The organism is Streptomyces sp. NBC_00576 (genome assembly GCF_036345175.1).
Taxonomy (GTDB): Bacteria; Actinomycetota; Actinomycetes; order Streptomycetales; family Streptomycetaceae; genus Streptomyces.
Genome location: NZ_CP107780.1, coordinates 4264044 through 4285461 on the forward strand (window position 1 = coordinate 4264044; position 21418 = coordinate 4285461).

The following is a 21418-nucleotide window of genomic DNA, read 5'->3' on the forward strand; positions in this document are numbered from 1 at the left end:
CACGTACAAGCGCACCGCCGACGTGTACAGCCCGTACCCGTAAGCGCATCGCTCCTGTTCAACGCTACGCAGAGTCCGCAACCGTTGACCCCATGAAGTCAGCAACTCCCCCGAACGGGCATATGCCACAGCACCCCGCACCCGAACGCGAGTTCACCATGCGCTTCACCTCAACCGTTCCTGGAGACTGAGCGGGGGTGAGTCCTGTTGCCAGGTCTCGTGCTCGGCCGAACGCCCCGGACGGTGTTGGGCGTTCTGGTTGCCCGCGTTCGCTCCGCGTCCGGGCGGCACGGATCGTGTCCGTGGTCCGGGGATGCGGGGGCGGGTTTCCTCACGCCCGGGAACACGCCGATCGGCCTGGACGGTCCGATGCCCCACCGCATCACTCCGGTGCTGTGGGGGCGGTGTCGTCCGTCGCCGGATCGGGTGTCCCTGGGCGCGCCTTCCGATCGCCACGGCAGCAGCATCATGGCGAGTGGTTGTACGGGTCGTGGTGGTGAGGGGTTTCTGCCAGTGCTGGGCACCCCAGCGGCTGGTGTAGGCCGGGTCGACGGCGATGACCGCGACGCCTGTCCGGTCGGCCATCGACGCCAGTCGGGCACGGAGTTTACCGGTGGGCATGCCGGAGATCAGCTGCCGGAACCGCTTCTTGCGGCCGTGCTTCTCCCGGGTCTTCTCGGCGGCGAAGTCCAGGTCCTCCACCGCGATCGCCTTCACACCGCAGGCTCTGGCCCAGTGGAGGAGGCGGGTGAGGGCGTGGCGGACCTGGGCGTCCCGGTGTTCGGCGGTGCCGGTCAGGTCGTAGAAGAAGCGGCGCGGGGCACCGGTGGGGTTGCCGTGGATGTCGAGGCGCCAGGCGGCCAGGTGGTCGGCGTTCATGTCGACGCCGATCACGCCGTGGGCAAGTGCTGCCTCGATCGGGATGGTCGGGGTGGGCGGGATCTGCCAGGACGCCGTCAGATACCAGCGGTCCCGGCCCGTGTCCAAGTGGATGCGGTAGGCGATTGCTCGGTTGGCTTCGACGCGGTCGGCCCACTCGCCGCCCCGGTGCGCGAATTCGACCCGGCAGGACAGGACGTACCGCCCGTGGGGGGCGTTCGCCAGATGCGCCAACGGTGCCGGGAGTTTGAGGCTCACCTCGCCGTCTGGGCTGACGCGGATCGTCTCGTTGCCGTAGCGCTTGCCGGACTCCCCGTCCGCCTGACAGAACCAGCGCTCCGCCTCCCACCGCCCGCGCCACTGCGACTCCGTGAGCTGAGCCTCCTCCAGGTGATGCCGGGCACGGGCCAGACGCTTGCCGCCCCTGACGACGTGCACGAGCCCGGCCTCACGGTCGGCCCGCGCGGCAGCCAGCCGATCCTGAAGTACCCGCAGTCGCCTCGACTTCGCGTGCCACTCCCGCTGGGACCGGTAACCCCCGGGCGCCTTCTTCGTCCCCTTCTGCCCGACCGGCAGGGACAGCCGGTCCTCGATGGTGCGGATACCGGCTTCCAGGTTCTGCATGTGTGCGAGTTGGCAGCGTCGGGCCAGCGTCCACTGGTCGTGCGTGGCTTTGGTGATCGACCCGGCCCACCGCGACGACGACAGGGGCGTCAGCTCCCGCTTACGCACCGCCCACGTCTCGGCGGAGTGCTCCAGGCCATCCCGGCAGCGCGTCCTGAGATCCTTCGCCGCCAGCGACCCCAGATGTCCGCCGACCAGACGCAGCACCTTCTCATCGCCCGGCGTCAGCTGCTTGAAACGGGTCCGGACGGCCACACCACTGGGACCCGACGCGACGAACGACGCCGCCACACTCCGCAGCTCACCCACCCCTGTCACTCCCACCCCACGCCGCCCGAAGATCCCCTCGCCATGAGAAACGAGCACCACCCGCGAAGGTCACGCATTCGATGAGAGAACGTCAGTTCCCCACCAAGAACCGGCTCCACGACCGAGACGCGCGACACGACACAGCCCAGCAGCACTCACTCCCGCTCACCAGAACGCTCTTGAACACACTCCAGCGGCAGCAGCTACAAACCCGCCCCGGATTCTGGGCCCCCACCGGCGTACGGAGGCTCCCTGCCCGCGCCCGCCGAACGGAGCGCGCGCCCCGTACCTACCTGAAGCGCCCGCCCCCGTCCAGGACAGGACAAGCGGCGGCCCCGGTGAGCATCGAGAACGCTCACCGGGGCCGCCGCTCCCCCTATTCCCCCTGTTTCCCCGTGGCCCCCGCCCTGGTCGGCCAGTCGGCTAATCAGTAGCGATAGCGTTCAGCACATTCATCCGCCCCGCCCTGAACGCCGGCACCAGCGCCGCGAACAGTCCCACGAAGGCCGAGCCGACGAACACGCCGCCGATCGTCATCCACGGGATCTCCAGGACGTTCAGACCCTCCAGCGCCAGCAGTCGCTGAGCCGTCGCGCCCCAGCCCATCCCCAGGCCGAGCCCCAGCAGCGCGCCGAAGAGTGCGATCACGACCGACTCCATACGGATCATCCGGCGCAGCTGGCGCCGCGACAGACCGATCGCCCGCATCAGACCGATCTCCCGAGTCCGCTCCACCACCGACAGGGCGAGGGTGTTCACGACGCCCAGGACCGCCACGACGATCGCCAGGGCGAGCAGACCGTAGACCATGTTCAGGAGCTGGCCGATCTGGTCCTTCAGTTCCTGCTTGTAGTCGGTCTGGTCACGTACCTGGTACTGCGGGTAGGGGTCGAGGGCCTTCTTCAGCGACGCGTACGCCGACTCCTCCTCGCCCTTCTTCGCCGAGGCGAACATCAGGCTGTTCGGCGGGACCTTGGCAGCCGGCAGGTACTGCTCCATCGTCGCGATGGACATGTACTGCGCGCCCTGGTCGATCGCCACGTCGTCGTCCGTGATCGCGGCGACCTTGAGCTTCGCCGTCGAGCCGCCCTTGAAGGCGACGGTCATCGTGTCGCCGACCTTCACCCGGTGCTTGGTCGCGTAGTCGGAGCCCAGCGACATGGCGTCCTTGGCGTACGCGGCGCTCAGCGTGCCCGCGGTGGTGGTGCGGCGCAGGTCGGAGGCGTACGTCGGGTCGGCGGCCGTCAGCTGGGTCTTCTCACCCTTGCCGTCGGGCGGGGTCAGGGTGACCTCGACCTCCTTGTAGCGGGTGACGTGGGTCAGGCCGGGCGAGCGTTTCATCGCCGCCTCCGCCTGCGGCACGATCCGCTGGTTGCCCTGGACGATGAAGTCCGCGCCGACCGACTTGTCCAGCTCGCTCGTCGCCGAGGCGACCATCGACGAGCCGACCACCGACAGACAGGCGACCAGGGCGAGGCCGATCATCAGGGCGGCGCCGGTGGCACCCGTACGGCGCGGGTTGCGCAGCGCGTTGCGCTCGGCGAGGCGGCCGACGGGGCCGAAGCCCCGCAGCAGTACGGCGCTGAGCACCCGTACGACACCGCCCGCGAGCAGCGGGCCGATGATCACGAACCCGAGGAGTGTGAGCACGACGCCCGTGCCGAGGACCAGCGAGCCGTCGCTCGCCTTGTCGGCGGTGGCGGCCAGGTAGAGGGCGTAGCCGCCCGCTCCCGTCAGGACGAGGCCGATGAGACCCCGTACGAGGCCCGCCCTGCCGTCGGCCGGGGTGCCGGCGTCGCGGAGTGCGGCCATCGGGGAGACCTTGCCCGCGCGGCGGGCGGGGAGGTAGGCGGCGAGGACGGTGACGACGACGCCGAGGACCAGGCCGATCACCGGGGTGGCCGCCTTGATGGTGAGGTCGTCGGTGGAGAGGTTCATGCCGGCCATCGACATCAGCTTCATCAGGCCGATCGCGATGCCGACCCCCGCGCCGACACCGAGGATCGATCCGACGAAGCCGAGCAGCAGCGCCTCGACCAGAACGGACCGGTTGACCTGCTTGCGAGAGGAGCCGATCGCCCGCATCAGGCCGATCTCCCGGGTCCGCTGGGCGACGAGCATCGAGAAGGTGTTGATGATCAGGAAGATGCCGACCAGGAACGCGATCCCGGCGAAGCCGAGCATGGCGTACTTGATGACGTTCATGAACTCGCCGACGCCCTCACGGCTCTCGTCGGAGAACTCCTTCTGCGTCTGCACCTTGAACACACCGCTGGCCGTGAGGGCCTGGGTGACGTTCTGCTTGAGCCGGATGTCGGTGATCCCGCCGGCCGCCGTGACGTTGAGCTGGGTGAACCGGCCGGTGGCGCCGAGGAGTTCGCGCTGTGCGGTGGCGGTGTCGAAGTAGACGACGGCCGCACCGGGGTTGGTCACCTTGAAGGTGGCGATACCGACGATCCGCGCGTTGATGTCACCGGTCTGCGCGATGGTGCGCAGCTCGTCGCCCATCTTCAGGTGGTGCTTGTCGGCGGTGTCTGCGTCGACCATCACCTCGGTGGGCCCGCGTGGTGCGTGACCGCTGGTGATCTCCATCGAACGCAGGTCGTTGCGCGTCCAGTTGCCCGCGATGGTCGGAGCGCCGGTGCTCGACCCCATGTTCTTGTTCTCGCTGTTGACGACGGTCACGTTCATCGAACTGACCGCGCCCTCGGCCGACTTGACGCCCTGGGCCTGCTGCGCCTTCGCCAGCACGGAGGCCGGCAGTGACTCGGGCACGCCGTTCTGCGGGGTGTCGTCGCTCTCGGCCGCCTTCGGCGACACCGTGACGTCGGAGGAGGTGACCGAGAAGAGTTTGTCGAACGTCGTGTTCATGGTGTCGGTGAAGACGAGGGTCCCGCACACGAACGCCACCGACAGCAGCACGGCCACCGCCGACAGGGCCATCCGGCCCTTGTGCGCGAAGAAGTTGCGCATCGAGGTCTTCAGCACAGTCATGACGTACGCCCCCGCGCGTCGAAGTCCTTCATACGGTCGAGGACGCTGTCGGCGGTCGGCCGGAACATCTCGTCGACGATCCGCCCGTCGGCGAGATACAGCACGCGGTCCGCGTACGAGGCGGCCACCGGGTCGTGCGTGACCATCACGATGGTCTGGCCCAGCTCGTCCACCGAGCGGCGCAGGAAGCCCAACACCTCGGCGCCTGCTCGGGAGTCGAGGTTTCCGGTCGGCTCGTCACCGAAGATGATCTCGGGCCGCGCGGCCAACGCCCGTGCCACGGCGACGCGTTGCTGCTGGCCGCCGGAGAGCTGGTTGGGCCGGTGCTTGAGCCGGTCGGCCAGCCCGACGGTCTCGACGACCTGGGCCAGCCAGCCCTTGTCCGGCTTGCGGCCCGCGATGTCCATGGGAAGCGTGATGTTCTCCAGCGCGCTGAGCGTCGGCAACAGGTTGAACGCCTGGAAGATGAACCCGATCCGGTCCCGGCGCAGTTGCGTCAGCTTCTTGTCCTTGAGCCCGGTGATCTCGGTGTCGTCGAGGTAGATCTGCCCGCTGGTCACGGTGTCGAGGCCGGCGAGGCAGTGCATGAGGGTGGACTTGCCGGACCCCGAGGGGCCCATGATCGCGGTGAACTGTCCCCGCGCTATGTCCACGTCCACCTGGTCCAGGGCGACGACGCGGGTCTCACCGGACCCGTACGCCTTCACGACCTGCCGCGCCCGTGCGGCAACGGCCGTACGCCCTCCAGTGCCCCCGTGCCTGGTGATTGTCACAGCCGATGTCACGGTATGTCTCCTAAGTCGGTCAGTACTGAGTGCGCACTGATACCTGCGAATGCGTTGCTGCTCTGCGGTATGTGCATGAGTCTGCTGGTGGAAGGGGGTCCGGGTCTCTGGTGCCCGGCCCAGTCTTCTGCGGGGGTAAACCCCACCCCCGGAGGTCAGGAACGCCGTCCCCAGCGGCGTAAAGCCAGGTTAAGGACGGCAGGCGCCCCATCTCCTCCTCCGTCGGTACGAACCCTCCCCGAGCCGTAGTAAGGAGGTACCCCTAGGGGTCGTCCACCCCTCGGTGGAGCGGGTCTAGGGGTCGCCTCCACCCTCCGACCCAGCCACGCTCCACCCTCCCGCCGCGTGAGGGGCAAGTTGGCAGACAAGTGGGGGACAAGTGGCAGAGTGGTCGACGGCAGATAGATGCAGGGGGAAAGGAACCCGGTGGGCAGCAGCCGCCGTACGACACCCGCGATACCCGGCGCGGTGCAGCGCACCGGAACCGAGAAGCGAGGAGCCGTCGTCGCGGCCCTGATGCTCTCGATGGCGCTGGCCGCGCTCGACTCCACCATCGTGTCGACCGCCGTACCGCAGATCGTCGGTGACCTCGGCGGCTTCTCCGTCTTCTCCTGGCTGTTCTCGGGCTACCTGCTCGCCGTCACGGTCACCCTCCCCGTGTACGGCAAGCTCTCCGACACCTTCGGCCGCAAACCGGTCCTGATAGCGGGCAGCGCCCTGTTCCTCCTCGGCTCGCTGCTGTGCGCGCTGGCCTGGAACATGGGCGCGCTGATCGCGTTCCGGATCATCCAGGGCCTGGGCGGCGGCGCCCTCCAGGGCACGGTCCAGACCCTCGCCGCCGACCTCTACCCGCTGGAGCAACGCCCCAAAATCCAGGCCAAGTTGTCGACCGTGTGGGCGACCGCGGCGGTGGCGGGCCCCGCGGTGGGCGGGGTGCTCGCGGCCTACGCCGGCTGGCGCTGGATCTTCCTCGTCAACCTCCCCGTCGGCGCGGTGGCGATGTGGCTCCTGGCCCGCCACCTCCACGAACCGCAACGCGACACCTCCGGCCCCCGCCCGCGCGTCGACTGGGCGGGCGCGCTGGCGGTGTTCGCGTGCGGCGGCGTACTGCTGACGGCCCTCGTCCAGGGCGGCGTGGCCTGGCCCTGGCTGTCCTGGCCGTCAACCGCCTTCTTCGGTACGGGACTTGCGCTGGTGTTCCTCGTGGTCATGATCGAACGCAGGGCGGCGGAGCCGATCATCCCCGGGTGGGTGTGGCGGCGCCCCACGATCGCGGCGGTCAACGTGGCGCTGGGCGCGCTGGGTCTGCTGATGGTGGCCCCGACGGTGTTCCTGCCGACGTACGCCCAGTCGGTACTTGGCCTCGCCCCGATAGCCGCCGGATTCGTGCTGTCCGTATGGACGTTGAGCTGGCCGGTGTCTGCGGCGCTGAGCCAGCACGTGTACCGCAGGATCGGCTTCCGCGACACGGCGATCCTCGGCATCGGCGCGGCGGCCCTGATCCTGCTGGCGTTCCCCTTCCTCCCCTACCCCGGCTCCCCCTGGCAGCCGACCCTCCTCATGCTGCTGCTCGGCGGCGCCCTCGGCCTCTTCCAACTCCCCCTGATAGTGGGCGTCCAGTCGACGGTCGGCTGGTCGGAACGCGGCACGGCGACGGCGTCGGTGCTCTTCTGCCGCCAGAGCGGCCAGACGATCGGCGCGGCCCTGTTCGGCGCGGTGGCCAACGGCGTACTGGCGTCCCGGCTGGGCGGCGCGAGCGACCTGGACTCGGTGACCCGGGCACTGGGCGCCGGCGCCGCACCGGAGGCGACCCGGCGGGCGATCGCGGACGCGGTGCACGCGGTGTACTTCGGGGCGGCGGGGGCGGCGGCACTGGCGTTCGTGGCGCTGCTGGTACTGGCGCCGCGCCGCTTCCCGGTCCTCGACAGCCCCTAGCAGCAGGTCTGCGAGGCGCTCATTCGGCCGCCGCCCGCCCGGTGAGCGTGGTCAGGCTGTTGCGTACGTGGTCCATGTGGGCCCGTACGTCGTCCCACTCCTCCCCGTGCTCCCGCAGCACCCGCTCGGTCTCGCGGGCGAGGCGGTCCTCCTCGGCGCGGGCCTCGGCGAGGACCTCGGCGGCGCGAACCCGCGCGTCGTCGTCGATCCGCCGGACCGACTCCTCGGCGTCCGCGAAGGCCCGCTTCGCCTCGGACAGCGCGGCCTCGGCAACCGTCACCCGCTCCATGTGCCGTACGTCCAGGGCGACTTCGCGCTCGGCGGTGAGCCGTTCCGTCTCGGCCCACCGCTCGGCGTACTCCTTCTCCTGCTCGGCGAGCAGCCCGGCGGTCCGCAGCCGCATCTCACGCAGCGCGGCCAGCACCTCCCCCCGCCCCTCCTTGACCTCCCGCCGGGCGCCGATCCGGATCTCGTCGGCCTCGGCGCGGGCGGCGAGCAGCCGGTGCCGGGCACGTTCCTCGGCCTCGGCGCGTACGTTCTCGGCGGCGGTGTCCGCGGCCTCCCGCAGGGCGTTCGCACGGGCCTCGGCCGCCGCGACCAGTTCCCGCGCATCGCTCCGCCCCCGCTCCCGTACGGAGCCGGCCTCCTCAACGCCCAACTCGAAGAGCTGCCGGGCGCGTTCACCAAGACTCTCGTACGTCTGCGGGGCGAGCCGCGCGACGGCCTCCCGCAGCCGCCCCGACTCCTCCTCCATCTCCCTGGCCAGGACCGTCAGCCGCGCGGCCCGCTCCCAGGCGGCGTCCCGCTCCGCGGAGAGCGCGACGGCGAACGCGTCGACCTGATCGGGCCGGTATCCGCGCCCCCGTCCGGCTCCGAAACCGGCCACGAAACCGTGCGACGACATCACTGCGTTGCTCATCCTGCAACCCCTCTCCGCGTACGAAGTAATGATTTCGCGCACATCTTGATGGATTGGGATGAAATGTGCCTAACGCGACACTCCGGGCCGGGTCACGGGCGGTACGCGGCCTCGGCACGCGGAAGGGGGTGGGCGGCCGTACGGCCACCCACCCCCTTCACCTCTGCTCAGCGGGCTACAGCAACCCGTCCCACATCTGCTCCAGCAACACCGACCACCAGCTCTCCGGGGAGCCGAGCGCCGCCGGGTCGAGAGCGGCCAACTGGGCCTGGAAGTCGACGGTCCAGCGGCCCGCCTGCTCCTGGTTCAGGCCGTAGCGCAGCCGCCACATACGGCCGAGCAGCGCGAGACAACGCGCGAACTCGGGCAGCCCCGTGTTCACGAACTGCGGCGGTACGGGTGCCCCGCCCGGCCCCGCCTCCACGGGCACCGCGACGATGTTCGCCGTCCCGTACTGGACGCAGATCGCCTTGCCGAAGTCGCTGCCCATCACGAGGTACGACCCCGCGTCCGACGCCGCCCGCACCCCGCGCTCCTGCGCCAGCTCGGCGAGCGTCGGCACCGGCCGCCCCGGCTGGGCCTGCGCCCAGAAGAACGGCCCCATGTCGGCGGGCAGCCCGGCGACGACCAGGGTGTGCGCCACGATCGGGGGCACCCCCTGCCGCGACACCGCCGCCTGGTCGAACCGGAACACCCCGGGCCCGAACACCCCGGCCAGCTCCTGCGCGATGCCCTCCGGCGGAATCGGCGGCGCGGGCTGCACGGGCGGAAGCGGCGTACGTACCGGCCCCGGGCGTGCCGGACCGTCCGCGACCTGGTGCAACTCACCCTGGTGCGCGAGGAGTTGAGCCATGCCCTGCTGGCGGCTGGCGTGATCGGTGCCGTAGGGGGCGATGCTCGTGATGCGGGCGTTCGGCCACTGCTCGCGGATCATGCGGGCGCAGTAGGCACCCGGCAGCTCGCAGCTCTCCAACTCGGTGTGGAGTTCGAGAACCTGATCCGGCGGAATGTTCATCGCCCGCAGCTCATGGAAGATCTGCCACTCCGGATGCGGCGTCCCCGGCGCGGACCGCCGGATCACCTGCTGCTCGGACCCGTCGGGGGCCCGATAGCGAAGAACGGCCTGATAACCGGGGCCGACCGTGGGCTGACCGGGCGGGGGGTAGCCGTAGGAGGGGGGTTGAGGGGCATTGGGCGCGGAATGCCCCGGGGGGACGGAAAGTCCGGGGGCGGGAGGGGGCGGAGGCACGGAGAGGTTGGGAGCGGGCGGCGGCGGAAACCCGGAACCGGGCGCCGCCTGGGCGGACCCCGCGAAACCGGGGGCGGGCTGGCCGGGGGCTGCCATGCCGGGGGCGGGCTGGCCGCCCGGTGCGGACATGCCGGGCGCCGGGCGACCGCCGGGGGCGGGCTGACCACCCGGTGCGGGCATACCGGGCGCCGGGTGACCGCTGGGGGCCGCCATGCCGGGGGCGGGCTGGCCGCCGGGCGCGGGCATACCGGGGACGGGCTGACCACCCGGTGCGGACATGCCGGGCACCGGGCGACCGCCGGGGAAACCGGGGGTACCGGGGATGCCCGGGGTACCGGGAGTACCCGGAGCGCCAGGGAAACCAGGAGCGGCCGGTGCACCGGGGGCACCGTGCGCGCCAGGGCCACCGGCAGCGCCCGGAGCCGCGGGGAAGCCCGGCGCATTCGGGCCACCGGCGGCGCCCGGAGCAGCAGGGGAGCCCGGGGTACCGGGAGTACCCGGAGCACCGGGAGCCCCAGGAAAACCGGGAGTGCGCGGGGTACCGGGGGCACCGGCAGCCCCAGGGCCACCGGGAGTACCCGGTGCACCGTGGGCACCGTGCGCGCCGGGGCCACTGGCGCCCGGAGCAGGGAATCCCGGGGTGCCAGGAGTGCCCGGAGCCGCAGGGAAACCCGGGGTGCCCGGGACGCCCGCACCCGGGTTGCCCGGGCCGCCGGGAACACCGGGGGCCTGGGGCGGCGGGGGCACGCCGGGACCGCCGACCGGGGGACCGGCCAACATGGTCTCGGCGCGGTGCACGGAGCCAGGAGCACCAGGAGCACCGGGCGCACCGGGCGCACCCGGAGGCTGAGGTGCACCGGGGGCGCCCGGCGGGCGGGGCGCGTTGCCGGCGCCGCCCTGATTGGGGTCGGCAAACATCGTCGCGGCCTGGTGTACACCGCCGGGAGGCGCACCCCCGGGCGAGTTGGGAACGCCGGGCCGCTGCGGAGCACCAGGGGCACCCGGAGCACCCGGCGGGTTCGGCCCACCCGGCGCCTGAGCCGCACCCGGGGCCCCAGGAGCCGCCGGCGGCTGGGGCGCACCGAGCCCACCGGGCCGACCGGGGCCGGAGAACATCGTCGCGGCCTGATGAACGCCCCCAGGGGGCGCACCCCCGGGCGTGTTCGGACCACCAGGCGGATTCGAAGCCCCCGAGGCACCCGAGGCACCGGGCCCACCCGGCGCACCCGGCGCACCCGGCGGATTCAACCCGCCAGGCGAATGCGAACCGCCCGGCGAATGCGGACCGCCAGCCGGATACGGACCGCCAGGCGCGCCGACAGCCGCACCGGAGCCCAGACCACCAGCCCCGTCAGCCCCGTCAGGCCACTCCGCCCCGAGCCCGGACACGAACTGCGTGGGCACATACCCACCCGAAGGACCAGGTCCCGGCGGCGGAGGCACAACCCCCGGACGCGCGCCCGGGGTTCCCGGCGCACCCGGCGGAGGCGGGGCGCTCGCGCCCCGGGCGCCACGCGGCGGCGGCGCCTTGCTGGTCGCCGCGTCGGCGATCTCCCCGGCGTTGGGCGCGAGCGCACGCCCCGGAGGGTTGGGCGCACCAGGCGCCCCCTGCGGATAGCCGTACGAGGGCCCACTCGCCCCCTGCGGATAGCCGTACGCCGAAGCTCCCGCCGGACCCGGCCCACCCGCCCCCGGACCCCCGTTGAAGGCATCCCGGGGACGCGGAACGTCATCGCGGTCGTCCTCGCCCAGCGACGGCGCGAACACGGTCGCCGGCAGCGGCACGGAACGGTCCTCGCCCGCGTCCACACTGGTCGTGTCGGTCCCGGTCCAGGGCGTGGCCCCCGCAGGCGGCACCGAGTCCACCGGCCCCGCGGCCGGGGAGCCCACGGAAACCGACGCCGCCCCCCCGCCGGAGGCACCCGCACCCGCACCCGCGCCGGAACCCGAACCCGCCCGCCGGTCCGGAATACCGAGCTTGTCCGCCGCCTCCTGCAACCACTCCGGCGGAGTCAGCAGGAACGACGTCTGGTTCAGGTCGACCCGCGCCGGAGGCGCCGGTACCGCGTCCTCGACGGCGGCCGAACGGCCGTACTCCTCCTCGTACCGGCGGATCACCTCGCCCACCGGCAGGGCGGGCCACAGCGTGGCCTCGCCGCTGTCCCGGGCGAGAACGAGCCGCTGTGCGCCGCCGTCCGAACGCGGGCCCTCCGCCCGGTCCTCCGCCCAGACCACGAACCCGAGCTCGAACTCCCGTACCCGCACCTCCCGGTGCTGGTACGACGGCACATCCCCGTTGACCCATTCCTCGGCGCGCTCCTGCGCCTGCGCGAAGGTCACCATCGGTCAGTTCACTCCCCCACCGAAGACGCCGAAGTCACCTGGGACGGCACCGGAATCACACGCGCGAAACCGCCGTCCACCATCAGGTTCGCCACCGTCTCCAGCTCCGGCGGATTGCCCGCGAGCCGGGACAGGAACTGGTCGAAGTCGTCGCCGACCGGCAGCAGCAGTCGCTGCACCCGGTCGGCCGGCGGCCACGTCGGATCGACGTCCCGCGCGTCGTCGTACGCGCAGAACCACACCGAACCGGGCCGCTCGCCCTTCACCTTGACGGCCAGCAGACCGCCCTGGACGAAACCGACGCCCAGATAGTCCTTCGTCAGATGATCACGCAGGCACTTGTTGACATACACGAGGTCGTTGACCGCAGCCTCGTCCCGCACCGTGAAGAACGGCTGGTCCACCAGCAGCCCCAGCTCGGCGTCGAGCGCCGCGCCCACCGGCGCACACCCGCCCGCCGCCTTCAGGAACGACCGGTACGCCCCCGGCAGCCGGTAGCCGAGGTCCTCCTCCACGCCCTGCACCTGCTGCTCGGTCACCGCCACCGCCGACTTCGGCAGCGCGAAGTGCGCGGGGCGCGTCTCCTGCAGAGGCCGCGTACCCCGCTTGTGCTGGTCGACGGTCGACGTCACGATCCCGCCGTGATGCCTCAGCAACGCCTTCACCTCGACCGGGACGAGCTCCAGCCGCCGCCCGCCGGGTACGTGGTGCCAGGTCCAGCCGTGCGGTGTCGCCACCGCCGGAACCGTGTCCCAGAGTTCGTGCCCGGACGCGGCGAGCGCGGCGTTCGCCGACACGTAGTCCGTCAGCCGCAGTTCGTCGACGCCGAAGCCCTCGGGCGGCTCGGCGATCTCCGCCGCCGCACGCGCGTAGAGCGAGAAGTCGGGATAGCCGCCCTCGTCGACCCGCACCCCTCTCGGGTGCCGGGTGGCCCGTACCGGGTCCGGGAAGTGCACGACCTGCCCGGCATAGGCCGCGTTCGGCGGCACGGCTCGCTGCCCGAGCCGACCTGTCGTCATGGCGGTTGCCCCCTGCGGCGCTCTGTAAGGCCTGTACGTCAGTACGACCCGCACGTCTGTCACATCACGTCGCGTCGCATCACCCCCGTACCGCCTGTCAGCACATCAGTACGGACAGCGGCCCGGACGGCGCTGCGGATCGCGGTTGCCCGACAGCCTATGCGGTACGCCGACACCGGTCACCGGCGCCGGTCACCGGCCCCCGGGTTCCGTGACCTGCCGTCACCCTGTCGTGACGGTGCGACGAAGCCCTGGCGTGTCACACCGTCCCAGCTACCGCACCAGCCACGCTATTTGGCACTCTGTGTCCGCCGGGGGGATGCACGGGGGAGGCGTCGGAGGGGATGACGATCATGAACGCGACACAGACAGGGACTCAGACGGGAAGGCCTGCAGAACGGCCGACGGCAGGCTCGACAGGAACATCGGTGCCCGGAATGTCCGGTACGGCCGGCAGACCCGGCGGCGACCCACGCGTCGGCTGGAGCAGCAACGAGACGCCCCGCGTCCCCACTCTCCGCCACCGACGCGACGGCATACTGCCGACCGTCGCCGCCGCCCTCTCCGTTCGCGGCGCGACCCTCACCGGCACAGCGGCCCGCGGCGACCAGCCGCCCGCCCTGCACCCGCTCGTCCAGGATTTCCTCGACACCCTCACCAGCGCCCAGCGCGACCGCTCCACCGGCCGCTGCGCCGAGGCACTCCTCATATCCCGGCAGATCGCCTTCGCCGACGAGGCCCGCAGCCGGCGCGCCGCCCGCAAACCCATGACCAACGGTGAGGCCCGCAGGGCACTGAAACAAGCCAAACTCACCGCCCGCCGCATCCGCGAGGACGGCGACCCCCTCCACGGCAGCTTCGCCGCGCCCTGCCGCTCCTGCACAGCGCTCAGCGACCACTTCGGCGTCCGCATTGTCGACCCGTCGGCCCCCACCGGCTGACGCCCCTCATCCCTCCCCGAGCCCCCCACCGCACGACGGCGCGGCCCCGAGAACGCGACCGCGCAGGTCCATGACCTCGACGATCGAAGGGCAGATGCACACCGACCGCACCTCCTCCCCCAATCCCTCGGCTCCGCTCGGGCCGGGGGGACCCCCATCCCGCTTCCCCGTAGCCGTCGACGCCGCGCTGCGCGCCGCCGGCTGGCAGCCCGGCCGCTGGGACATAAAGCAGGCCGAGATCTGGGCCGACGCCCTGCGCGGCCACGTCTCCCCCGCCGGACACCGCCACGCGGTCTTCCCCGCCGCCGTGGAAGCCTGGGCGGAGTTCGGCGGCCTGCACATCGCACCCCCCGGCCCCGGCCGCCAGGTCGCCCCCACCGCCCTGCATTTCGACCCCCTGCACGGCCTCCACCTGGCCCGCACCCTCGCCGACCTCGGCCGCGCCCTCGACACCGAGGTCTGCCCCCTCGGCGAGGAACCCGAGACCCAGTCCCTCCTCGCCATCGACACCGCGGGCCGCGTCTACGCCCTCGACCACACCGGCGACTGGTACCTCGGCCCGGACATCGACCAGGCCCTCGCCACCCTGGTCACCGGCCTGGAACCGATACGCCTGACAGCCCCCTGAGCCACCCCTCGCGGGCCGAGTCAGATGCGCAACCGCGCCCCGAAAGGGCCCGAAAGGGGCGCGGGGCTGTGTCGATCTGCGGCTCCGCCGCGGGCGCGACCAGCCCCCACCGGGCCCGCAGTGAAAGAACCGCACAACCAGCGGAGCGCTCACGCCGGGATGACCGCCGACACCCGAAACCCCCCGGCCTCCGTCGGCCCGGACACGAAGACACCGCCCAGCGCGGCGACCCGCTCCTTCATCCCGAGCAGACCGTTGCCGCCCGACGGAAACCGCACCTCGGAACCCGAAGCGGGCTCGGGCGGCGGCTCGTTCTCCACCTGCATCGCGACCTCATCACCCCGATGAGCCAGCCGTATGTGCGTCTTCGCGCCCGCCGCGTGCTTGTGGACGTTCGTCAACGCCTCCTGCACCACCCGGTACGCGGTCTGCTCCACCTCCGCGCCGTACAGCCGCGCGTCCCCCTCCACCGACAGATCCACGACCATCCCCGCGGCCGCCGACTGTCCGATCAGCTCCTCCAACTCGGACAGACAGGGCCCGTCCCCCACCCCCTCGCTCTCGCTCTCGCTCTCGCTCTCGCTCTCGGCAGCACGGGAGGCGGCCACGGCCGCGGCCACCCCCACCGCCGCCAACGGCACACCGTGCACCCGCCGTTCCAGCCCCTCCCCGGACCGAAGCACCCCGAGCATCTCCCGCAGCTCGGTCAACGCCTGGCGCCCCATGTCCCCCACAAGGGCGGCGTTCCGCACAGCCTTCTCGGGATCCTTCCGAGCGACCGCCTGCAGAGCCGCGGCATGCACCACCATCAGACTCACCCGGTGCGCCACGACGTCGTGCATCTCGCGGGCGATACGCGTCCGCTCCTCGTTCCGCGCCCACTCCGCCCGCTCCTCGGCCCGCTCCGCCAGCAGCTGAAGCTCCCGCTCCAGACTGTCGGCGCGTTCCCTGAGACTCTCCATCAGCCGCCGCCGCGCCCCCACATACAGCCCGAGAAGCAGCGGCGGCGCGGTAACCCCGAGCGACGTGGTGATGGCGACAACAGGGACCAACCAGTCCCCGATCTTCAACCCCCCGTCCGCCACGCCCGGATGGGACCACCGTACGAACGTCACGATCAGCGTTCCCACCATCGCCATCCCCGCGAGCGCCCCGATGATCCGCCGGGGCAGCTCGGAGGCGGCGAGCGTGTAGAGCCCGACGATGCCCATCAGATAGCCCATCTGGGCCGGCGCGACAGCGATGGAAACAAGCACGACGGAAATCGGCCACCGTCGACGCAGCAACAGCACGGACCCGGCAACAAGCCCGAACACGATCCCTGCGGACAACGGAATCCCCGCGTCCCTGGCGAAGCGGATTCCCTCCGTCGCGCACTCCCCGGCGGACAGCAGCGCGAGGCCCGCGTCAAGCACCGCGCTACGCCACCTAGCCCACCACCACGGCCCGGTCAGGGCCGCGGTGTGGTCTTCCCCCGTAGTGGTCATGCGTCCAGCCTACGGGCGCCACCCCCCGCTTTTCCGGCGAGTTTCGACGGCTGGCCTACACCACTTCGACAGCCAGGACCACAATCGAACAGAAGCGAAACCCACCAGAATCCCTCGAACTGCTGAATCGCGCGGCGTTCGACCCCGGAAGGGATGATTCCGCCCCGAGGGTTTGCCCATGGAACATTCATGCGGCAAGTACGCGGACTTCGAGGGGTTGCGGGAGCGGGCGGTTGCGTTGCGACGGGAAGGCCTCAGCCGACGTCAGATCCGCGACCGGCTCCACGTCGACAACAACGACATCCTCAACCGCCTCCTGGAGGGCGAGCCACCTCCGGACTGGACGAAGCGCCCGAACGCCAAGGACGACCTGAGGCACCAGGCCAGGGAACTCCGACTCCAGGGCTGGACGTACGACCGGATCCAGGTGGAGCTGGGGTGCTCGAAGGGCTCGATCTCGTCGTGGGTACGGGACCTGCCGAAGCCGGAACGGAAGCGGACCACGGAGGAGGCCTCGGCGATCGCGAAGCGAGGCTGGGAGACAACGATGCAGAAACGGGAGGAGGAGCGACAGAAGACCAAGCAAACCGCGGCTACCGCAATCGGCGAACTGTCCGACCGTGAACTGTTCGTCGCAGGCGTCGCCCTCTACTGGGCCGAGGGCTCGAAGGACAAGTCCTACGACCGGCGTGAGCGAGTCACCTTCGTCAACAGCGATCCCAACGTGATCAGCCTCTTCCTGGCCTGGCTCAACCTCCTCGAAGTCGAACGGGAACTCATCAGGTACCACTTGATGATCCACGAGTCGGCCGATGTAGAAGCGGCCGAGAAGTACTGGTCAGACCTGGTCCAGGTTGACCGCAGCACGTTCGGCAAGACGGTCCTGAAGCGACACAACCCAAAGACGGTGCGCAAGAATACGGGCGCCGACTACCGCGGCTGCCTTGCACTCACCGTGCGACAAAGCTCTGAGCTGTACCGTCGCATCGAAGGCTGGTGGTACGGCATAGTAGGGGCCGCAACTGAGCTCGATTCCAAGAATCGGACTTAAAGGGCGAGCTATCCCGGGTCGTCTAACGGCAGGACAAACGGTTTTGGTCCGTTGAATGAGGGTTCGATTCCTTCCCCGGGAGCCCGACCAGTGTGGGCCCTGACAACTCAGTCAGGGCCCACTCTCATGTCCCCCACGAAACGCCCCGGTATCCTGCGGATGTCCGCCCCGCCCCCTCCGCAGCCGAAGGGCACCACCCGTGAGCGCCAATCGCCCCGCCGCCGTAGTCGTACTCGCAGCGGGTGAGGGCACCCGTATGAAGTCGGCCACACCCAAGGTCCTGCACGAACTCTGCGGCCGTTCCCTGGTGGGTCATGTGCTCGCCGCCGCACGCGAGTTGGACCCCGAGAACCTGGTCGTCGTCGTGGGGCACGCCCGTGAGAAGGTCACCGCCCATCTGACGGAGGCCGACACCGGTGTCCGTACCGCCTTCCAGGCGCAGCAGAACGGCACCGGTCACGCCGTACGCATGGGACTCGAAGAGCTCGGCGGAACCGTCGACGGAACCGTGGTGGTCGTCTGTGGCGACACCCCGCTGCTCACCGGGGCAACCCTCCGCACGCTCGCCGCGACCCACTCCTCCGACGGCAACGCCGTGACCGTGCTGACCGCCGAGGTGCCGGACGCGACCGGGTACGGGCGGATCGTGCGGGACGGGGCATCGGGCGCCGTGACGGCGATCGTGGAGCACAAGGACGCGACCGACTCGCAGCGGGCGATCCGTGAGATCAACTCCGGTGTCTTCGCCTTCGACGGGCAGTTGCTCGCGGACGCGCTGGGGAAGGTGCGGACGGACAACAGCCAGGGCGAGGAGTACCTCACCGACGTACTCGGGATCCTGCGTGAGGCCGGGCACCGCGTCGGGGCCTGCGTGGCCGCCGATCACCGGGAGATCGCCGGGATCAACAACCGGGTGCAGCTGGCCGAGGCGCGTCGGATCCTGAACGACCGGCTGCTGACCGAGGCCATGCTCGCCGGGGTGAGTGTGATCGATCCGGCCAGCACGTGGGTCGATGTGACGGTCACCTTCGAGCAGGACTCGATCGTCCACCCGAACACCCTGCTCCAGGGCTCCACGCATCTCGAGGAGGGCGCCGAGGTCGGGCCCAATTCCCGGCTGAAGGACACCCGGGTGGGGGCGGGAGCGCGGCTGGACAACACCGTGGCCGACGGCGCCGTGGTGGGGGCGCAGACGACCGTGGGGCCGTACGCCTATCTGCGGCCGGGTACACGTCTGGGCGTCAAGTCCAAGATCGGTACGTACGTCGAGACGAAGAACTCGTCGATCGGTGACGGAACCAAGGTGCCGCATCTGTCGTACGTCGGAGACGCGACCATCGGTGAGTACACCAACATCGGTGCCGCCAGTGTGTTCGTGAACTACGACGGCGAGGCCAAGCATCACACCACTGTCGGGTCGCACTGCAAGACGGGGGCGGACAACATGTTTGTGGCGCCTGTCACGGTCGGAGATGGTGCGTACACCGCAGCCGGCTCGGTGATCACGAAGGACGTGCCGCCCGGTTCACTGGCCGTGGCCCGAGGCCAGCAGCGGAATATCGAGGGCTGGGTGACTCGTAAGCGTCCCGGGAGTGCACCAGCGAAGGCTGCCGAGGCGGCTTCCCGGGAGCCGGGCAACGAAAGCTGACCGGAAACAGTCCGGTCCGACTCGGGCTACCGTGATAGATGCACACCCGCACACCCCCAGCTGAGCAGGCCTCTCAGGGCTGATCACGGCTGAGACACCTCCGAGGAGACAGTGCTGTGACCGGGACCAAGACGACCGGCGAGAAGAAGAAGATGATGTTCTTCTCCGGCCGCGCCCACCCCGAGCTTGCCGAGGAGGTCGCCCAGCAGTTGGGGGTCGGGGTTGTCCCGACGAAGGCCTTCGACTTCGCGAACGGTGAGATCTACGTTCGTTACGAGGAGTCGGCGCGTGGCGCGGACTGCTTCGTGATCCAGAGCCACACGGCTCCGATCAACCAGTGGATCATGGAACAGTTGATCATGATCGACGCGCTGAAGCGCGCGTCGGCTCGTTCCATCACCGTGATCGTGCCGTTCTACGGTTACGCGCGGCAGGACAAGAAGCACCGTGGGCGTGAACCGATCTCGGCGCGTCTGGTCGCGGATCTGATGGCGACGGCGGGCGCGGACCGCCTTCTCACCGTGGATCTGCACACGGACCAGATCCAGGGCTTCTTCGACGGCCCGGTCGATCATCTCTTCGCGCTGCCGCTGCTCGCGGACTACGTGGGCGCCAAGGTGGACAAGGGCAAGCTGACGGTCGTCTCGCCGGACGCGGGCCGCGTGCGGGTGGCCGACCGCTGGTGCGACCGGCTGGGTGCGCCGCTGGCGATCGTGCACAAGCGGCGCGACAAGGACGTGGCGAACCAGGTGACCGTCCACGAGGTCGTGGGTGAGGTCAAGGGTCGCGTGTGCGTTCTCGTCGACGACATGATCGACACCGGTGGGACGATCGTGGCGGCGGCGGACGCGCTGTTCGCGCACGGCGCCGAGGATGTCATCGTCACGGCCACCCACGGTGTGCTGTCCGGCCCTGCCGCCGACCGTCTGAAGAACTCGCGGGTGAGTGAGTTCGTGTTCACGAACACGCTGCCGACGCCGGGTGAGCTGAGCGCCGACCTGGACAAGATCAAGGTGCTGTCGATCGCGCCGACGATCGCGAGTGCGGTGCGTGAGGTGTTCGAGGACGGTTCGGTGACGAGCCTGTTCGACGAGCAGTAGGCCCCCAGGCCTACGACCGGCTCTCCCGCTCACTGGCTTACCGGGATCTGCTGGATCGCTTCTGCATGATCGATTTTTCTACGGCCTCCTCCGCCGAGTAGTCTGTGCGAGTTGCTCGGCGAGGGAGGCCGTACCCGTGTCATTCACGGGGCCGGTGATCCGTTATCGACGCGCTCTTCGTAGCAGGCCGTTCGTGGCCGGGTGACCTGTCCGTCTCTCACCCGTACGAGGAGTGAAAATGTCCGAGGTAAAGCTCGCCGCCGAGACCCGCAACGAGTTCGGCAAGGGTGCCGCCCGCCGTATCCGCCGTGACAGCAAGGTTCCCGCCGTTGTGTACGGCCACGGTGCCGACCCGGTCCACGTCACGCTGCCGGGCCACGAGCTCCAGCTCGCCCTGCGTACCCCGAACGTCCTGCTCACCCTGGACATCGAGGGCAAGACCCAGCTGGCGATCCCGAAGGCCGTGCAGCGCGACGCGCTCAAGGGCTTCCTCAAGCACGTCGACCTGCTGCTGGTCCGCAGCGGCGAGAAGGTCAACGTCGAGGTCTACGTCCAGACCGAGGGTGAGCTGGCCCCCGGCGCCTACCTGCTCGAGCACGTGCTGAGCACGCTGACCGTCGAGGCCGAGGCCACGCACATCCCCGAGTCCGTCACCGTGTCCATCGCAGGCCTGGAGGCCGGTGCCTCCATCCTCGCCAAGGACATCCCGCTGCCCGAGGGCACCACGCTGGCGATCGACGAGGACGCGGTCGTCCTCCAGGTCCTGTCCGCGCAGGCCGAGGAAGCGCCCGCCGAGGGCGAGTCCGCGACCACCGAGGCCTGATTTCCCCGGAGTCTCAGTCCGTCGGCCGCCGTTCCCACCAGGGGCGGCGGCCGACGCGTATCAAGGAGAGATGGACGTGACGACCGACGCGGGCGCCCCCTGGCTGGTTGTGGGGCTCGGCAATCCCGGGCCGGAGTACGCGATGAACCGGCACAACGTGGGGTTCATGGTGGCCGACCTGCTGGCGGGACGGATCGGCGGGAAGTTCAAGCGGGCCGGGAAGGCGCAGGCGCAGGTCGTCGAGGGGCGCATCGGCCCGCCGGGACCGGGCAGCCGTCGGGTGATCCTGGCGAAGCCGATGTCGTACATGAACCTGTCGGGCGGCCCGGTGAACGCGCTGCGCGAGTTCTACAAGGTGCCCCTCGACCATGTCGTGGCGGTCCATGACGAACTGGACATCGACTACGGGGTCCTGCGGCTGAAGCTGGGCGGCGGGGACAACGGCCACAACGGTCTGAAGTCGATGACGAAGGCGATGACCGCGGACTACCACCGGGTGCGGTTCGGGATCGGGCGCCCTCCGGGCCGTATGCAGGTGGCGGATTTCGTGCTGAAGGACTTCGCGTCGGCGGAGCGCAAGGAGCTGGACTACTTCGTGGACCGTGCAACGGACGCGGTGGAGTCCCTGGTGATCGAGGGCCTGGAGCGGGCGCAGAGCACGTACAACTCCTGACAATTCCCGAG

Annotated in this window: 15 protein-coding genes and 1 tRNA gene; 9 read left to right on the forward strand and 7 right to left on the reverse strand. The window is 70.5% G+C overall.

The features are described from left to right. Positions 1 to 165: 165 nt before the first annotated feature. From OG734_RS18065 to OG734_RS18075, 3 genes are all read right to left on the reverse strand, one after another. Complete coding sequence (locus OG734_RS18065) at positions 166 to 1812, reverse strand: IS200/IS605 family accessory protein TnpB-related protein (RefSeq protein WP_330288528.1); 1647 nt, start codon at positions 1810 to 1812, stop codon at positions 166 to 168. 423 nt (positions 1813 to 2235) lie between these two features. Further along, positions 2236 to 4806 carry an ABC transporter permease gene (locus tag OG734_RS18070; protein WP_330288529.1) on the reverse strand — a complete coding sequence of 857 codons (2571 nt, stop codon included), beginning with the start codon at positions 4804 to 4806 and terminating at the stop codon, positions 2236 to 2238. Next, the gene (locus tag OG734_RS18075) at positions 4803 to 5591 is read right to left on the reverse strand and encodes an ABC transporter ATP-binding protein (protein ID WP_330288530.1); all 789 of its coding nucleotides are present in this window, start codon (positions 5589 to 5591) and stop codon (positions 4803 to 4805) included. The genes OG734_RS18070 and OG734_RS18075 overlap by 4 nt, the downstream gene beginning before the upstream one ends. 405 nt (positions 5592 to 5996) lie before the next feature. On the opposite strand from OG734_RS18075, the gene OG734_RS18080 reads away from it, so the two are divergent. Then, entirely contained in the window at positions 5997 to 7526 is a 1530-nt protein-coding gene (locus OG734_RS18080; protein WP_443064874.1) for an MFS transporter, read from the forward strand. A gap of 19 nt (positions 7527 to 7545) precedes the next feature. On the opposite strand, the gene OG734_RS18085 is transcribed toward OG734_RS18080, so the two are convergent. From OG734_RS18085 to OG734_RS18095, 3 genes are all read right to left on the reverse strand, one after another. Continuing rightward, entirely contained in the window at positions 7546 to 8445 is a 900-nt protein-coding gene (locus OG734_RS18085) for a cellulose-binding protein (RefSeq protein ID WP_330288532.1), read from the reverse strand. A 175-nt stretch (positions 8446 to 8620) separates the two neighbouring features. Further along, a complete protein-coding gene (locus OG734_RS18090) occupies positions 8621 to 12037 on the reverse strand; it encodes an SUKH-4 family immunity protein (RefSeq protein ID WP_330288533.1) in 3417 nt (1138 codons plus the stop codon). An 8-nt stretch (positions 12038 to 12045) separates the two neighbouring features. Further along, the gene (locus OG734_RS18095) at positions 12046 to 13056 is read right to left on the reverse strand and encodes an SMI1/KNR4 family protein (RefSeq protein ID WP_330288534.1); all 1011 of its coding nucleotides are present in this window, start codon (positions 13054 to 13056) and stop codon (positions 12046 to 12048) included. Between the two features lie 344 nt (positions 13057 to 13400). On the opposite strand from OG734_RS18095, the gene OG734_RS18100 reads away from it, so the two are divergent. Then, positions 13401 to 13997: a YwqJ-related putative deaminase gene (locus OG734_RS18100; protein ID WP_330288535.1), complete on the forward strand. Its 597-nt coding sequence runs from the start codon at positions 13401 to 13403 to the stop codon at positions 13995 to 13997. A gap of 94 nt (positions 13998 to 14091) precedes the next feature. Further along, the gene (locus tag OG734_RS18105; RefSeq protein WP_330293704.1) at positions 14092 to 14625 is read left to right on the forward strand and encodes an SUKH-3 domain-containing protein; all 534 of its coding nucleotides are present in this window, start codon (positions 14092 to 14094) and stop codon (positions 14623 to 14625) included. A 149-nt stretch (positions 14626 to 14774) separates the two neighbouring features. Here the strand turns inward: OG734_RS18105 and OG734_RS18110 are convergent, their stop codons facing one another. Next, positions 14775 to 16112 (reverse strand): sensor histidine kinase, encoded by a 1338-nt coding sequence (locus OG734_RS18110; RefSeq protein WP_330288536.1) that lies wholly within the window; start codon positions 16110 to 16112, stop codon positions 14775 to 14777. A gap of 178 nt (positions 16113 to 16290) precedes the next feature. Between OG734_RS18110 and OG734_RS18115 the strand changes: the two genes are divergently transcribed. The 6 genes from OG734_RS18115 to pth all read left to right on the forward strand — a co-directional run bounded on the left by OG734_RS18115 (position 16291) and on the right by pth (position 21407). Continuing rightward, on the forward strand, positions 16291 to 17163 hold the full coding sequence (locus tag OG734_RS18115; RefSeq protein WP_330288537.1) for a terminase gpP N-terminus-related DNA-binding protein: 873 nt from the start codon (positions 16291 to 16293) through the stop codon (positions 17161 to 17163). Positions 17164 to 17174: 11 nt separating this feature from the next. Beyond that, positions 17175 to 17245: transfer RNA gene (locus OG734_RS18120), tRNA-Gln, on the forward strand. A gap of 117 nt (positions 17246 to 17362) precedes the next feature. Then, complete coding sequence (gene glmU, locus OG734_RS18125; protein WP_330288538.1) at positions 17363 to 18811, forward strand: bifunctional UDP-N-acetylglucosamine diphosphorylase/glucosamine-1-phosphate N-acetyltransferase GlmU; 1449 nt, start codon at positions 17363 to 17365, stop codon at positions 18809 to 18811. Between the two features lie 116 nt (positions 18812 to 18927). Continuing rightward, complete coding sequence (locus OG734_RS18130) at positions 18928 to 19911, forward strand: ribose-phosphate diphosphokinase (protein ID WP_330288539.1); 984 nt, start codon at positions 18928 to 18930, stop codon at positions 19909 to 19911. A gap of 238 nt (positions 19912 to 20149) precedes the next feature. Beyond that, a complete protein-coding gene (locus OG734_RS18135; protein WP_330288540.1) occupies positions 20150 to 20734 on the forward strand; it encodes a 50S ribosomal protein L25/general stress protein Ctc in 585 nt (194 codons plus the stop codon). A 70-nt stretch (positions 20735 to 20804) separates the two neighbouring features. Next, a complete protein-coding gene (pth, locus tag OG734_RS18140) occupies positions 20805 to 21407 on the forward strand; it encodes an aminoacyl-tRNA hydrolase (RefSeq protein ID WP_330288541.1) in 603 nt (200 codons plus the stop codon). The last annotated feature ends 11 nt before the right edge of the window (positions 21408 to 21418 follow it).